This window comes from Granulicella rosea (assembly GCF_900188085.1).
Classification (GTDB): domain Bacteria; phylum Acidobacteriota; class Terriglobia; order Terriglobales; family Acidobacteriaceae; genus Edaphobacter; species Edaphobacter rosea.
On sequence record NZ_FZOU01000003.1, the window covers coordinates 158,078 to 172,917 of the forward strand.

Genomic DNA, 14,840 nt, shown 5'->3' on the forward strand with positions numbered 1-14,840 from the left:
CTTTATATCATCCAGGAAAATACTCCTGCGACCAAAATGACCGACCGGTCATCTCATAGACCGAAGAGTCATTTCACATGCCAGCTACCGCAGAACCGCACGAACACGTCATCGCCGAGGCCGAGCAATCGCTCGCCGAGGCCGCTCCCGCCTTCGACAACCAACCGGCGGCCGCGCCGCGCGTCTTCAACCCGTGGATTGTCGCGCTGGTGGTCACGATCGGCACCTTCATGGAGGTGCTCGACACCTCGATCGCGAACGTGGCGCTGCCTCACATCTCTGGCAGTCTCTCCGCCTCGCAGGACGAGGGCGCATGGGTGCTGACGAGCTATCTTGTTGCAAACGCAATCGTTCTACCCATCAGCGGATGGTTGTCGTCGATCCTGGGCCGGAAGCGCTTCTACCTGATCTCGGTCTTCTTCTTCACCGTCTTCTCCGCCGCGTGCGGCCTGGCGCCGACGCTTGGGATGTTGATCCTCTTCCGCGTGGCGCAGGGGCTGGCCGGCGGTGGGTTGCAGCCGTCTGTCCAGGCGATTCTCGCGGACACCTTCTCCGCGCAGAAACGCGGCATGGCGATGGCGCTCTACACGGTTGCGATTCTGGTTGCGCCGGTGCTGGGGCCGACGCTCGGGGGCTGGATCACAGACAACTACTCCTGGCGCTGGATCTTCTACATCAACATTCCCGTCGGCATGCTCTGCGTCTTTCTGACCCGTATGGTCCTGCAGGATCCGCCGCATATGATCGAGGCGAAGGCCAGGGCGCGCAAGCTCTCGGTCGACTGGGCCGGCCTGGGCTTCATCTCGATCGGCCTCGCGACGCTTGAGATTGTCCTCGACAAAGGGCAGGAGTTGGACTGGTTCGGTTCATCCTTTATTGTAGCTTTTGCTTCCATCTCATTGATTGCGCTCGTCTCTGCGGTTCTATGGGAGCTTTATACGGATCACCCCGTGGTGAACCTTCGGCTGCTGAAGGAGCGGAACTTTCTCTTCTGCTGCCTCATCATTCTGGGGCTCTACGGCGTGCTGTACGCGACGACCTACCTGCTGCCGGTCTTCATGCAGCAGATGCTGGGTTACGACGCGACCACCGCCGGCCTGGCTCTTTCGCCTGCGGGACTCTTCACGATGATCGAGGTGCCCATCGTCGGATTCGTGCTGACGCGAGGGTACGACCCGCGCAAGATGGTCTTCTCGGGCATGATCCTGATCGCCTCCGCGTGCTGGTGGATGGGCTCGCTGAACCTGGATATCTCGGAGAAGAGCATGATCCTGCCGCGCATCGTGCAGGTGCTGGGACTTGGGTTGATCACGGTGCCGGTCAGCACGATGGTCTTCCGTTTCATCCCGAAAACGGAGAGCTCGCAGGCGGCGGGTCTATACGCGTTGGTGCGGAACGAGGGCGGCAGCCTGGGCATTGCGCTGGTCAGCACCATGTTGCAGCGCCGGACGCAGATGTTTCAGATGACGCTGGGCCAGCATATTACGGCTACGACCGGCGCGGTCCAGCAGGCGGTGCGCGGCCAGGGGCCGGATCAGGCTTACTTCACCCTGGCCAACCTGTACGCGCAGATGCAGCGGCAGGCCACGCTGCTGGCCTACATGGACCAGTTCAAGATGCTGGCGGTCATGATGCTTTGCATGCTGCCGCTCGTCTTCTTTTTGAAGCGTCCGCCGGTCCAGAAGCATATAGAACTAGACGCGCACTGATTTTCATTCTGAGCGCGCGAGTTTGTTGGCTGGCGCGGAACCGTCTGGCGAATCTCCTTTTCTTTCAGGCGCCTGCGGCGGCATAATTGGGCACTGGCTTCGAGTTGGTGGCGGCGCTGTACGAGGAGACCGCGATGCGTGTGTGGATGATGTTGGCCCTGGGTTTGGGTTGTACGGCTTCGGCGTGGGGCCAGACGGCCCCTGCGCCTGCGTCTGCCGCGCCGCCGGCTCCCGCAACGGCGTCGCCGGTTCCGGGCGCGCCTTCGGTGCGGCTGGGATTGTGGGAAAACTCGGCGGTGACGAAGCTGCCGCCGCAGTTGGCGGAGCTGAAGAAGAAGTACTCCACCACGACGACCACGGACGATGGCAGCACCGTTTCGGCCAAGACGCAGACCTGCCTGACGGCCGACACGTGGCAGAAGCTGCTGAACCTGACCAGCACACCGACCAATGGTTGCGCCGCGGCCAAGACGGTCCCGACGCCGAAGGGTATCTTCTCCCGCATGACCTGCGCGGCGGGCAAGGCGGTGACGATGGAGGTGCAGGCCACGACCACCGTCGACAGCACCGAGAAGGCGCACTCCCACGTCCACACGACGACGACCTACGCGGCCTTCGGGCCGATTGCCGGAGGAACGATGATCGCCGACACCGAGGTGCTGAGCCACTTCGTGAGCGATGACTGCGGGACGGTCGGACCGGGTAAAGTTGTGTCGGTGAAGTAGCTGGCGCTCCGCTACGGACCAGCGTCCTGGCTGTTTTATAGCAAGGCTGTATCTACCTTAAGCGCCATGCGGATTCCCCAGGGATCGGCGAAGGTATTGTCCGCGGCGGGATAGCCCGCAGCTTCGAGGCTCGCTTTGGTCTGTCGGATCGACTCCGCGTCGGGCAGGATCAGCTCCCACCAGAGCAGGCGCGCATCCTGATCGGTCGCGGGGCCTGAGCGCGCTGCCCAGGTGTTGAACCCGACGTGATGGTGGTAGCCGCCGGCGGAGACGAAGAGCGCGTTCGGCAGGCTCCAACTGGCGATGCTCATGCCGAGGGCGGCGTGGTAGAAGGCGCGTCCCTGGGCGAGGTCGCCGACGTAGAAGTGCATGTGGCCGACGGTGGTTCCGGCGGGCGCGCCCTGCCATTTTTCGGGCGGGGTCTGCAGGAGATGGGCGAAGTTCAGCGGTTTGACGGCGCCGATTAGTTCGACTCCCTCCGCGCGCCGCTCGTAGACCCAGCGGTCGCGGCGGATGTCGGCGTAGACCTCGACCTCAAGCCCGTCCGGGTCGGTGAGGTAAAGGGCCTCGCTGAAGAGATGGTCGGCCGCGCCGAACTGCGCGCCCCGATCGGCGAGGTGCTGGACGAAGCTGGCGAGCGCGTCGCGCGTTGGCAGCAGAAATGCCGTGTGGTACAGGCCGAGGCGGCTGCGGGCGCGGACAGGCTTCAAGCCGGGCTGCTCCTCAAGCTCCAGCAAAACTTTGTCCGTATCGTGCGGGCCGAGCGAGGCCGTGTGCGCGTCGCTGCTCTGGACGGCAAGGCCGATGATGTCGCGGTAGAAGGCGATGGAGCGCTCGAGGTTCGAGACCGCCAGGCGGACGCGGCCCACGTGGGCGGTTGCGGGCAGGCGATAGCTTGGCGGGTGGATGCCCGGGTCTTGGTGGCTCATGTTGATTCGATGATAGCGGGTCGCTAGAGCTTCAGAAGCAGTTCGCAGGCGCGGTCGAGGTCGACGGCCTGTTTGCCGAAGCAGAGGCGCAGCAGATGTTCGCCGCCGCCGGGGCGGAAGAAGGCAGAGCCCGCGACGGCGGCGACGCCGGTCTCGCGCAGCAGTGCGCGGGCCTTTTCCTTGGCGGTGGCGCCGGGGATGCGGCTGACGTCGGCCAGGATATAGTAGGCGCCCTTCGGAATCGCGGGCGGCAGGCCGGCGTCGGCGAGCGCGGCGCAGAGCTGGTCGCGCTTATGCTGGTGCTCGCTGGCGAGCGCGGTGTAGAAGCCGGTGTCGGCGAGCTGGCGCAGACCGGCGGCGGCGCCCATCTGCAGCGGGGCTGGCGCGCAGATATAGGTGAGGTCGTGGAAGTAGCCGATGGCGGCGATCCAGCGGGGCGAGGCGGTCAGGTAGCCAATGCGCCAGCCGGTGATGCTGAAGGTCTTCGACAGGCCGGAGATGGTGATCGTCCGGTCGGCCATGCCGGGCAGCGTGGCGATCGAGAGGTGCTCGGCGCCGTTGTAGACAAAGTATTCGTAAATTTCGTCGGTGATGACGAAGAGGTCATGCTGCTCGGCGAGCGCGGCGACGGCTTCGAGCTCCGCACGGCTGAAGATCTTGCCCGCCGGGTTCGACGGTGTATTGATGAGGATGGCGCGGGTGTTCGGCGTGATGGCGGCGGCGAGTTTTTCGGGGTCGAGCGTCCAGTCCGGCTCGTCGAGCGGCACGATGACCGGGTTGATGCGCTGCGAGAGCAGGGTGCTGACGTGATAACCGTAAAACGGCTCGAAGAGGATAACCTCGTCGCCGGGATTGAGCAGGGCAAGCGCGGTGGCGTAGAGCGCGCCGGTGGCGCCGGAGGTAACGAGGATCTGGGTCTCGGGGTCGACGGTGAGGTGGTTCCAGCGCTGGAGTTTGTCGGCCACCGCCTGCCGGAGCGTCGCGAAGCCGTCGAGGCGGGTGTAGATGTTGAAGCCGTTCTGAATCGCCTGCGTAGCCGCTTTGCCGACGATGGGCGGCAGCGGCGTGTCGCAGATGCCCTGCGCGAGGTTGATGCCGCCGACCCGGTCGCACTCGACCGACATGGCGCGGATCTCCGACTGAATGACGGTGGGGGCGATGTCGGAGAGGCGGAGATTGGTCGGCATGATTCTCATTCTAGTGGCGTCAAGTCGTGTTAAGGGCACGGCTTCAGCCGTGCCGTCACCGCATGGATTGCAATGCGGCTTCAGCCGCTGAGGCACGTTTCGCTTCCGGCGTGAGCCCAAATCAAAGCGTACCCCAGCGGCTGAAGCCGGATTTGTGGTGGCTCTTTTCGGCATGGCTGAAGCCATGCCCTTAAGCAATGCGCTTCAGCCATACCGCACGTTTCTTTACAGGTGATAGTAGTGGTCCGCGCCGAGCACCAGCACCAGCGTGATGACGGCGATGGCGATCTCGCCGATGGCGCCGACGAGGAACGGCTTCACGCCTTGCTTCAGCAGGGCTTTGAAGTTCGTCTGCAGGCCCACGCCGGCGAAGGTGAGCAGGAAGGCCCAGCGGCTGAGGTTGCCAAGCGCGGCGATCTGCGGGCGGGTGAAGCCGTACTTGATCAGCCCGGCGAGCGACGGGTAGAGCTTCGGATCGAGCGTGCCGATGGTCGCCACCAGCGAGATGAACAGGAAGCCCAGCACGAACTTGGGGAACTTCTTCCAGAGGAAGGCGCCCTTGTTCTCGATGACGGCGGCCTGTCCCTTGCGCGCCCAGTAGATGGCGTAACCCAGCACGATGAAGCCGATGCAGGCGTTGCGGCAGGTCTTGGCGAGCACGGCGAACTTGCCTGCGGCGTCCGAGTAGAGGGCGCCGGCGGCGGTCGCTTCGGCGGTGTTGTCGACCGCCAGTCCGGTCCACAGACCGTAGGCGTGATCGGACATATGCAGCGTGTGACCGACGAGCGGGAAGAAGACCAGCGAGATCGCGCCGAGCGCGAGGATGGCCGCGATGGCGACTGAGGAGTCTTCCTCGTCGGCCTCGATGGCGCCCTGCGTGGCGATGATGGCGGAGACGCCGCAGACGCTCGACCCCACGGCCAGCAGGGTGATGAGCTTCGGCGGCAGGTTGAAGCCGCGGCCGAGGTACGTCATGAACGTCAGCGCCAGCACCAGCTCGATAAAGATGAGCACGAAGGAGATGCCGCTGAGGTGGAGGATGTCGCCCAGGATGAAGCGCGCGCCCAGCAGGATGATGCCGGCTTTAAGCCAGAACTCGTACGTCGCGACGCCGGCGCGGAAGATACGCGGCAGGGTGATGGTGTTGGCGATGATCACGCCGATGACGATCGCCCATAGGACGTACTCGATGTTGGGCAGGACGAGGTGGTGAGCCTTGCCGTAGCGCGCGATGGACTGTTCGATGAACTTGCCTGCATAGCCGACGGCGGCCAGCAGGGCGATGCCGGGGATCAGGCCCACAATGCCGTACGGATTGTCGGGCGCGGTCTTGCTGGATACGGATTCGATGGGTGGGGCGAGGGTGGCTTCAGACATGAATTTTCCTTGGGTCTGCGTTCCCTGGATTACCAGGATACGGAGTGGATGACGCCAGCCTTGACCAGTACGGCCAGCGCGAGCGAGAGGATGACGGCCCAGACATCGAGCGAAAGGGCGGATTTTTTTGCAGGGACTGACATGGAGAACTCTCCTGGAGTGGAAGACAAACGCGCGTACACGAACGACCGTGTGCGGCTTTTTTAGATGGAGATGTGCGAGGGTGCGCCGTTGTCTAACGACAACAGCGGGGGGCGATGCGGCACGGCACAACGAATTGGCGGGTGCTCTGCATGTTCTTACAGATGTACCACGTGGCGCGTTGAGTCACAAATGAATTTTCCGCTTACACTGGACGAAAGCTCTTCCATTCTTCAGTGTGAGGTCCTATGCGTTTTGCTTGGATGGTGGTCGGTCTGGCTCTGGCAACGCCTGTTTTAGCGCAGGATCATACGTTGCTGGCGACGCCCACGACCGTGGCGTGGGGATACTACTCCGGTCTCGCGAAGCCCGCGCTGACCGTGCATACGGGCGAGACGGTGAAGATGCAGACGCTCTCCACCTGCGGCTCGCCTGAGCGCATGATCGCCAATGGAGTGAAGCCGGAAGAGATTCCGCCGTATACCGCCGCCATCTACAAGGAGGTGAGGGCCGAAGACAAGGGGCCGGGTGGGCACATTCTGACCGGACCGGTCGCCATCGCCGAGGCCGAGCCGGGCGATGTGCTGGAGGTGCAGATCCTCAAAATCGACCTCGACGCGGACTTCGCCTGCAACAGCTTCGGGCTGAACCGCGGCTTCCTGCCGATGGAGTATCCCTATGGCAAGACGAAGATCATCCCGCTGGACCGGACGAAGATGATCGGACACTTCGCGCCCGGCATCGACCTGCCGCTGCATCCGTTCTTTGGCAGCATGGGCGTGGCGCCGGCGGGCGGCAAGATCGACTCCGCGCCGCCATTCGCGCATGCGGGCAACATGGACAATAAGGAGCTTGTCGCCGGCACGACGCTGTACATTCCTGTCGCGGCCAAGGGCGCGTTGTTCGAGGCAGGCGACGGTCACGCCGGGCAGGGCAACGGCGAGGTCGATATTACGGCGCTCGAGACCTACCTCACGGGCACCTTCAAGTTCATCGTCCACAAGGAAAAGCATCTGATCTGGCCGCGCGCGGAGACGCCGGATTACTACATCTCCATGGGCTTCAGCAAGGATCTGAAGGAGGCGACCGAGCACGCACTGCGCGATATGATCGACTTCCTGATGACCGAAAAGCACCTCAGCCGGGACGAGGCGTACATGCTCTCGAGCGTCGCGGTGGATCTGGACATCACGCAGCTGGTGGATGGAAATGTGGGTGTCCACGCCATGTGTCCGAAGAAGATCTTCGCTGGCCGCTAGAGCCGTGTCTTGAGCATTCAGCCCTCCACGCCTGTCGTCCTGAGCGTAGCGAAGGATCTGCTTTTGGGGACTGCCGCAGGAGTTTGGGTGCGTCCGAGAAGCAGGTCTTTCGCTTCGCTCAAGAGGACAAGCCAGCCTGGACTGGATGACAAGATTGGGCTAGAAGAAGCGGAAGATCAGACCGGTGCTGAGCTGGTCGCGCTTGTCCTCGGACGAGTTGATGACGCCGCCGTGGCTGTACTCGAGCACCCGCCAGTCGACATGCGGCAGTACGGCGTGGTCGACGCCGAAGACGTACTGGTACTCCACATGCGTGGTGAAGGGACCGGTGTTGGTCGAGCGCACACCGATCACTCCGATCAGCACCTCGGCATATGGGCGGATCGGTACGACGGGCAGCTTGAACGAGGCGCGCGGGCCGACGGCGAAGGAGTTAACGCCGACGCCGTCGCGGCGCAGGAACGAAGCGCGCAGATCGCCGCCCAGCTTGAGGATGTGGCCGTGCTCGTCCTGCAGCGAGATCGTGGGACCGTAGATCCACTCCGACGCGCCGGGCGTGTAGTACTGAGACAGATTCTGGCCGGTGATGGAGATGCCGGCGGCGATCTGCGCATGAGCCGTGCGCGCCGTCGCCGCCACGGCAAGCAGGAGCAGAAGTACAGATTTACGGTTCATAGCCAGAGGCCCTCCAATCCTCAATGATGCCGAATTGCATCGTGGAATGGAGGCCAAAACCGCCGGAGGTAACCGATCCGCCAACGGCTAGAAGTGGAAGATCAGGTCGGTCGCCAGGGTGAACTGGGTCTGCTTCGTGCCGCGATCGTAAGCCCTGCGATCCCAGGCGTGATCGAGCCGTATCTCGGGCCGCATCTGGATGGTAGTGCCGATCCAGTGGCTGAGCATGAGGGTGTTCTCGGTATATTTCGTGTTGTAGCCCGTGCGCTGGCCTTTCTCATCGTTCAGAAAGTCGCTGCGAAAGCCGACGAAGTTATGCGGGGATAACTCCTTATTGACATAGTTCACGACGGCCCACTCCGGCGCGAAGCAGGCTGTCTGGCCGGCCTGGCAGACGGCGCCGTTGGTGTTGGTCTGGATGGGAAGCGACCCGCCGACGGTGGGCACGTCGCGCTGATACATGCCAAACGCCTCGGTCGCCATGTGCCAGCTCTTCGAGAACTTGTGGTACCAGGTAGCGTCGTATTGCTGGGTGTTGTTATATGCATATTTTCCGTCGTTGATACCATTCGCGCAAACATAAAAATTATTATCGACCGACTTTGTCGTATAACTCGCGCAGCCGGTAAAGGTAGGCTGCGCGTCCACGGTCCAGGGCGCGACATCGTGGCTGGCGGTGATGCCGGCCTGCACGAGCCACTGATCGGATAACTGCACCGTGGCAAGGACTCCAGTGTCGGTAAACGGATCGATGGAGTAAAGCAGCGAGTGGCTGTACATATAGTTGTTCGGAGTAAGTTGCGCCTCGATGCCGGGGATGGAGATAAATCGGCCGGCACGGATATTCATCCCCTTGGCTATCTTTGGAAGATACAAATCGACATACTCCAGAGCAGGATCGAAGCCATACTGATGGTTATGCACGAGTAACTGGTTGCTGAGATATCCCTTGTCCAGCGTGTATCGATAGTCTGTCCCATAGAGCGCTGTAAAGTGATAGCCGATATCGATGTGTTCGCGCTGCACGGTATTGGGCAGACGCTCCAGGTAGAAGACGATCTGGCCAAGTTCAACGCGGTTGGAGTAAGCATCGTCTCCGGTCGGCGAGTTACTGTGCGCGGAGGTGCTGACGTTGCCTGTGGGCGACACCCAGCCGTAGAACTTCGTCCGGCTGCCGGCGAGCTTCAGCGCGGTCATGATCGGGTAGCTGTTGGTATCCGGTTCGCCCAGGACCGGCGAGCCGCCATAGGACCAGTCCGAACTGGGAAAGGGCGGAGAGTCGAGCGGCGAGGCTAGACCGCGGCGCTCGGGCGCGGGATCGGCGGTCGGCGCCGGATGCCAGTCCTGGCGGTAGAAATCGGTGAAGCGTCCGAGGAAGGACTCGGGATGCGGAGCTTCCGGCAGCGTGGCGGCGGCTGCCGTTTGAGGTTGCGGCTGGGTCACTGTCTGGGCGTGAGAATTTGTACACCAGAACAGGATAGACAACGGTATCATATGCCTACTGCACGTCGAGAATACGACTTTCATCAGAAGATAGATGCAATGGCCGCATCCGGCGAGCGGCCGGAGCTGGGATTTGTCACGGATGGGTGGTACACCGGCGGCTGGGAACGGGAACAGAGTGGGGGAGATGTTTTGACACGGATTGGTGTGGATCTGGGTGGCACGAAGATTGAGGCGCTGGCGATGGATGGCGCGGGCGTGGAACTGGCGCGGTATCGGGTGGCGACGCCGCGCGGCGACTACGATGGCACGGTGAAGGCGGTTGAAGGACTTGTGCGCAGACTGGAGTCTGAGGTTGGACCGGCGACGGTCGGCGTCGGCATACCGGGCACGATGGAGTTCCATGGCGTAGGCGCGGAGCGCGTGGGCAAGGTGAAGAATGCGAACTCGACCTGGTTGAACGGGCGGCCGTTCGACCGGGATCTCTCCGTCGCGCTGAACCGCGAGGTGCGCGTGGCGAACGATGCGAACTGCTTCGTGGTGTCGGAGGCGACGGACGGCGCGGCGGCTGGACTTGGGGTGGTCTTCGGAGTGATCCTGGGCACGGGCTGTGGCGGCGGGATTGCATTGAACGGCCAGGTGCATGCAGGCCGCAATGGCGTGGCGGGCGAGTGGGGACACATGCCGCTGCCCTGGGCCACAGAGGAGGAGTTTCCCGGTCCGGCCTGTTTTTGCGGACGCAGGGGATGCATGGAGATGTGGATCTCGGGTACCGGCCTGATGCAGGACTATGAGCGCGCCACGGGTCGTGCGAAGACCGGCGCGGAGATCGTGGCGGCTGCCGAGGCCGGGGAGGCTTCGGCCGACGCTGCGTTGGTGAGGCTTGAAGATCGGATCGCGCGTGGACTGGCCTGCATCGTCGACGTACTGGACCCGGATGCGATCGTGATTGGCGGCGGCGTCAGCCGGATTGGAAGGATCTATCCCGCGATTGCGGCGGCGCTGCCTGGACTGGTCTTCGGTGGCGGCGCCGATACGCCGGTGCTGCAAGCCAAGCATGGCGACTCCAGCGGCGTGCGCGGCGCCGCATGGCTGTGGCCGCTCGAGAAGAAGGGCTAGGACTGCTTGGCCGGGCCTTGCATCGCTTGGCGTAGAGCTTCGATGAGGCGTTCGTTTGCTGGCTCGGTGCGGATGGCCGCGCGCAGATGGCCGGGCGCGAGCGCCTCGTAATTGGCGCAGTCGCGCAGCACGATGCCGTGCTCGCGGATGAGGCGCTGCCACAGGTTGTTCGTGTCCATGTGCGACGGCGGACGAAGCAGCAGATAGTTGGCCGCGGCGGGGTAAGTGGCGATGCCGAGATTATGTAACTCGTGTTGCACATATTCGCGGCGCTCCCGGTTCAGCATGCGGGTGCGTTCTGCATATGGCAGGTCGGTAAGAGCCGCGCGGACAGCTTCGGCGGCCAGCGTGGTGATGGGCCACGGCGGCAGGTTGAGTTCCATCTCCGCCGTCAGCGCGGGGTTTGCAGCAAGGTAGGCCACGCGAAGACCTGGGATGCCATGGAACTTCGTCACCGAGCGAAAGACGATCAGGTTGGGATAGCGTTCAACCAGCGGCGCGAGCGAGTGCTCCGGCGTGTAGTCGATGAAGGCCTCGTCGAGCAGGACATGGACGCCCTCGCGCGCTGCCCGTTTCACGATCGCGAGGATGGTTGCAAGATCGTGGAGCACGCCGGTGGGGTTCTGCGGATTGGCCATCAGGATCGCGTCTGTGCGGGGAGCGCTGTCTAGGTCGTAGCGAAAGTTCAAGTGCTCCGACAAGGGGTGCGGTACGACCTCCACACGCGCACGCGCGAGCGCCTTACGGTACTCGTTGAACGCGGGTACGGGCAGCAGGCAGCGGCGAATCGGCAGGGTACGCAGCACAGCTTCGAGCAGCGGCACAAAGCCGTTGGCAACGACGATATTCTGCGCCGTGACCTGCGCGTAGCTGGCAATGGCTTGCTTCAACGCGCTCTGTTGCAGGTCGGGATAATCGGTCAGCGTGGCGGGGTCTTCAAGCGCCTTATGCAGCGTTGTGAAGACGCTTGCCGGCGGGCCTTCTGGGTTGATATTGGCGCTGAAGTCGAGCAGGCCCTCGAGCGGAAGACCGAAGCGCTCGGCGATAGGACGGAGCTGGCCTCCGTGGGGCGGAATCATCGCGCGCACCGGCGCGCCGCGCCAGCTGCAAGCAGCATCGCGGCGGCCAATCCCAGAAGCGATGCTGCGGTGGTCAGGCGGATGGCGCGGCGCGCGCTGTCGAGGTTGGGCGCGATGAACTCCGCGCCCATCACCGGCGATTCGATGAGCTCGCCGGCATAGGTATTGGCGCCGCCAAGTCGTACGGCAAGCGCGCCCGAGATTGCAGCCTCCGGCTGGCCTGCGTTCGGGCTCTTGTGTTTGTAACCGTCGCGATGCCAAATGTCGAGCGCGCGCTTTGGAGCCGGCGAAGCCATCGCGATGGCAAGCGCCGTAAGCCGCGCGGGCAGCAGGTTGGCGGCGTCGTCAAGCCGAGCGGCGAACTTGCCGAAGTAGAGATAACGCGCATCCGCATGGCCGATCATGGAGTCCAGCGTGTTGACGGCCTTGTACGCCATCGCAAGGGGCACACCGCCAAGCGCCATGTAGAACATCGGCGCCACGACTCCATCGGAGGCGCTCTCGGCGAGTGTCTCGATGACGGCGCGGCTGATCTCGCATTCGTCCAGCGACGCTGTATCGCGGCCTACGATGCGTGCGAGGCGCGTGCGCGCACAGGGCAGATCGCCGGTAGTGAGCGCATCGGCGACAGATGTCGCTTCCTGTTCAAGATTGCGTGCGGCAAGGCAGGTCCACGCAAGCAGGACTTCGACGAACGAGCCCAGAACGGCAGAGCGACGGCGAGCCAGCTCGATTGCAGCCGCGCTGAGGCAGTAGCTCGACGCCACGACCGCAAGGGCCAGGGTTGCGCCCTTCGCCAGCGCCACGCGATCGCCTTCGCCATCGTACCGGAGCATCGTTTCACCTTGCGAGATGGCGTGGCCGATGAGCCGCACGGGATGCGGAAACCACTCGGGATCGCCGGCAATTCGATCCGCCGCGTACGCTAATGGGAGCAGGATGACGGGCTTCAAACCGCACGCTCTCTATCTGTAACCGAATCGGTAGCGATTGGCGTCTGACCCGCAAGGGCAAAGAGCCGGGGCAGATCGAGCGCATCGGCCACCACGTCCGCAAGGCGGTTGAGCGACTCTTCGCGGCGTTGCTTCCAGCTCTCGTAACGAGCCGCCGGACTCAGGCTGTAGTGCGCGCGGGCGGCTGTCAGGAAAGCATGACGAAAAGCGTCCTCACCGAAGAGCCCGTGCAGGTAGGTGCCGAAGACACAGCCATCGGACGCGATGCAGCCATCGCTTAGTTGCATCTCATCGTTGGCTGTGCGGCGGGTGAGCTCCGCGAAGGGTTGAGCGCCCGCAAGATAGAGAGTCTCGCCAATGTGAATCTCATAGCCCGCAAGCACAACCGCCGGCATCGGTTGGCCGAACAGGCTCGGCACGGAGAGCTGCCCAGTGGCGAGCGTAGTAATCTTGCTCGGCTGCATGATGGTGTGAATGGGCAGCAGACCGAGCGCGGGCATGGCGCCGAGATGCTCGATGCCCGCAGGGTCGGTAATCCGTTGCCCAAGCATCTGCAGGCCTCCACAGATGCCGACGATAAGCCCGGTCCGAGCGCGTGCAACGACTGCCTCCGCAAGACCCTGCGCCTGCATCCAGCACAGATCGTCGACGGTTTGCTTGCTTCCGGGCAGAATGATGATGTCCGCTTGTGCGATGTGCTCCGCCGAGCGTGTAAAGCATAGCGATACGGAAGGCTCAGCGCGCAAGGCGTCGAAGTCGGTGAAGTTCGAGAAGGTCGGCAGAGCGATGACGGCGATGCGCAGCATCCGCTCCGAGGCTTCATCGCGTGGGAAGCCTGCGTCTCTGCGTTCGGAGAGTGGAAGGCTATCCTCCTCTTCAAGCGTTAGCTCCGGCAGCCAGGGAACGACGCCGAGACATGGCTTACCCAGGCGTTCTTCGATCATGCGGATGCCGGGCTCTAGCAGCGTGACATCGCCGCGAAACTTGTTGATGAGGAAGCCCGCGATGCGCGCCTGCTCATGCGGTTCGAGTAGCGCAAAGGTGCCGTAGAGCGAAGCGAAGACGCCGCCGCGATCGATATCGCCGACGAGGATGCAAGGCGCATCGGCAAGCGCGGCCATGCGCATGTTGACGATGTCGTGCTCCTTGAGATTGATCTCCGCAGGGGAGCCTGCGCCTTCGAGCACGATGAGGTCGTGGCGCTCGGCGAGGATCTCGTACGACTCGCGCACAAGGGGCAGCAGCTCTTCGACGCGGCGAAGATGATAGTCGCGCGCGGAGATCTGACCCCAGATCTTGCCGCGCACGACGACCTGCGAGCTCATATCGCCGGAAGGCTTCAGCAGAATTGGATTCATATGAACGGAGGCCGGTGTGCATGCGGCCTCGGCCTGCAGAGCCTGCGCGCGGCCTATCTCCAGACCCTCGATGGTGGCGGCCGAGTTCAACGACATGTTCTGCGATTTGAAGGGCGCGACGTTGATGCCGGCGCGTGCGAAGATGCGGCAGAGCGCCGCCGTCAGCAAGGACTTGCCGACATGCGAGCTTGTGCCGAGAACCATGACGGCGCGCGCTCTCACGGCGTCTCCTTGAAGCTTTCATAGCTGACGACATCGTCGAGCGCGATGCGCTGCTCCCAGCCGTAACGCTCCAGGTCGGGCTCGGCCGCGAAGCTGTCGACAAAGCCCAGGCAGAGATAAGCCACGGGCGTAAGGTGCGTGGGGATGGCGAGTGCAACGCGCAGTGCATCCGGCGCCAGGATGCTGACCCAGCCCACGCCGACGCCCTCCGCGCGTGCTGCGAGCCAAAGGTTCTGGATCGCGCATACGGTCGAGTAGAGCGCGGTCTCGGGCATGGTGTGGCGGCCAAGCCCGTGGCCACGTTGCGACTGCGTATCGGAGAGGATGCAGAGGTTCTGCGGCGCTTCGAGTATGCCCTCCAGCTTGAGGCTGCTGTAATGCTCGCGCCGCTCGCCGGTATAAGTTGCGGCAGCATCTTCGTTGGCTCGTTGAAAGGCTTCATGGACTCGTCTGCGTGTATCAAGCGAGCGGATCACAAGGAAGCGCGTGGGCTGCATGAGTCCCACGGAGGGCGCACTGTGCGCGGCTGCGAGCAGCTTCGTAAGCAAAGACTCGGGCAGCGGCTCAGGCAGGTAGCCGCGCCGCACATCGCGCCGCTCAGCGATGACGCGGTGGATGGCTGCGCGGTCTTCCGGGTTATAGGGTGTGGCCTGAGGCATGGCTC

13 protein-coding genes are annotated in these 14,840 nt (G+C 63.4%); 4 read left to right on the top strand and 9 right to left on the bottom strand.

Annotation, left to right across the window (positions count from 1 at the left end):
• The first annotated feature begins 77 nt into the window (after nt 1–77).
• Together CHB87_RS09930 and CHB87_RS21875 are read left to right on the top strand one after the other, a co-directional pair.
• Nucleotides 78–1,709 carry a DHA2 family efflux MFS transporter permease subunit gene (locus CHB87_RS09930; RefSeq protein ID WP_089408279.1) on the top strand — a complete coding sequence of 544 codons (1,632 nt, stop codon included), beginning with the start codon at nt 78–80 and terminating at the stop codon, nt 1,707–1,709.
• An 86-nt stretch (nt 1,710–1,795) separates the two neighbouring features.
• Nucleotides 1,796–2,434, top strand: a complete 639-nt coding sequence (locus CHB87_RS21875; protein WP_142988294.1) for a DUF3617 family protein — start codon at nt 1,796–1,798, stop codon at nt 2,432–2,434.
• A gap of 35 nt (nt 2,435–2,469) precedes the next feature.
• Here the strand turns inward: CHB87_RS21875 and CHB87_RS09945 are convergent, their stop codons facing one another.
• The 3 genes from CHB87_RS09945 to CHB87_RS09955 all read right to left on the bottom strand — a co-directional run bounded on the left by CHB87_RS09945 (nt 2,470) and on the right by CHB87_RS09955 (nt 5,927).
• The gene (locus tag CHB87_RS09945; protein ID WP_089408282.1) at nt 2,470–3,363 is read right to left on the bottom strand and encodes a VOC family protein; all 894 of its coding nucleotides are present in this window, start codon (nt 3,361–3,363) and stop codon (nt 2,470–2,472) included.
• Between the two features lie 23 nt (nt 3,364–3,386).
• Nucleotides 3,387–4,550 (bottom strand): pyridoxal phosphate-dependent aminotransferase, encoded by a 1,164-nt coding sequence (locus CHB87_RS09950; protein ID WP_089408283.1) that lies wholly within the window; start codon nt 4,548–4,550, stop codon nt 3,387–3,389.
• Nucleotides 4,551–4,775: 225 nt separating this feature from the next.
• On the bottom strand, nt 4,776–5,927 hold the full coding sequence (locus tag CHB87_RS09955) for a YeiH family protein (RefSeq protein ID WP_089408284.1): 1,152 nt from the start codon (nt 5,925–5,927) through the stop codon (nt 4,776–4,778).
• Nucleotides 5,928–6,316: 389 nt separating this feature from the next.
• Here CHB87_RS09955 and CHB87_RS09965 point away from each other — a divergent pair, with 389 nt between their 5' ends.
• A complete protein-coding gene (locus tag CHB87_RS09965) occupies nt 6,317–7,327 on the top strand; it encodes an acetamidase/formamidase family protein (protein WP_089408286.1) in 1,011 nt (336 codons plus the stop codon).
• Between the two features lie 159 nt (nt 7,328–7,486).
• Here CHB87_RS09965 and CHB87_RS09970 read toward each other — a convergent pair whose 3' ends face one another.
• Nucleotides 7,487–8,002 carry a hypothetical protein gene (locus tag CHB87_RS09970; protein ID WP_089408287.1) on the bottom strand — a complete coding sequence of 172 codons (516 nt, stop codon included), beginning with the start codon at nt 8,000–8,002 and terminating at the stop codon, nt 7,487–7,489.
• Nucleotides 8,003–8,089: 87 nt separating this feature from the next.
• Nucleotides 8,090–9,496, bottom strand: a complete 1,407-nt coding sequence (locus CHB87_RS09975) for an outer membrane beta-barrel protein (protein WP_245817919.1) — start codon at nt 9,494–9,496, stop codon at nt 8,090–8,092.
• Nucleotides 9,497–9,544: 48 nt separating this feature from the next.
• Here CHB87_RS09975 and CHB87_RS09980 point away from each other — a divergent pair, with 48 nt between their 5' ends.
• Entirely contained in the window at nt 9,545–10,564 is a 1,020-nt protein-coding gene (locus CHB87_RS09980) for an ROK family protein (RefSeq protein ID WP_089408289.1), read from the top strand.
• Here CHB87_RS09980 and CHB87_RS09985 read toward each other — a convergent pair.
• Genes CHB87_RS09985 through bluB form a run of 4 tightly spaced genes read right to left on the bottom strand, consistent with a single transcriptional unit; the run spans nt 10,561 to nt 14,835 of the window.
• Nucleotides 10,561–11,643 (bottom strand): pyridoxal phosphate-dependent aminotransferase, encoded by a 1,083-nt coding sequence (locus CHB87_RS09985; RefSeq protein WP_142988295.1) that lies wholly within the window; start codon nt 11,641–11,643, stop codon nt 10,561–10,563. The genes CHB87_RS09980 and CHB87_RS09985 overlap by 4 nt on opposite strands.
• Nucleotides 11,640–12,596 (bottom strand): adenosylcobinamide-phosphate synthase CbiB, encoded by a 957-nt coding sequence (gene cbiB / locus CHB87_RS09990; protein ID WP_089408291.1) that lies wholly within the window; start codon nt 12,594–12,596, stop codon nt 11,640–11,642. Before cbiB ends, CHB87_RS09985 begins: the two co-directional genes overlap by 4 nt.
• Nucleotides 12,593–14,176 carry a cobyric acid synthase gene (locus tag CHB87_RS09995; protein ID WP_089408292.1) on the bottom strand — a complete coding sequence of 528 codons (1,584 nt, stop codon included), beginning with the start codon at nt 14,174–14,176 and terminating at the stop codon, nt 12,593–12,595. The genes cbiB and CHB87_RS09995 overlap by 4 nt, the downstream gene beginning before the upstream one ends.
• On the bottom strand, nt 14,173–14,835 hold the full coding sequence (gene bluB / locus CHB87_RS10000) for a 5,6-dimethylbenzimidazole synthase (protein WP_089408293.1): 663 nt from the start codon (nt 14,833–14,835) through the stop codon (nt 14,173–14,175). Before bluB ends, CHB87_RS09995 begins: the two co-directional genes overlap by 4 nt.
• Nucleotides 14,836–14,840: the final 5 nt, after the last annotated feature.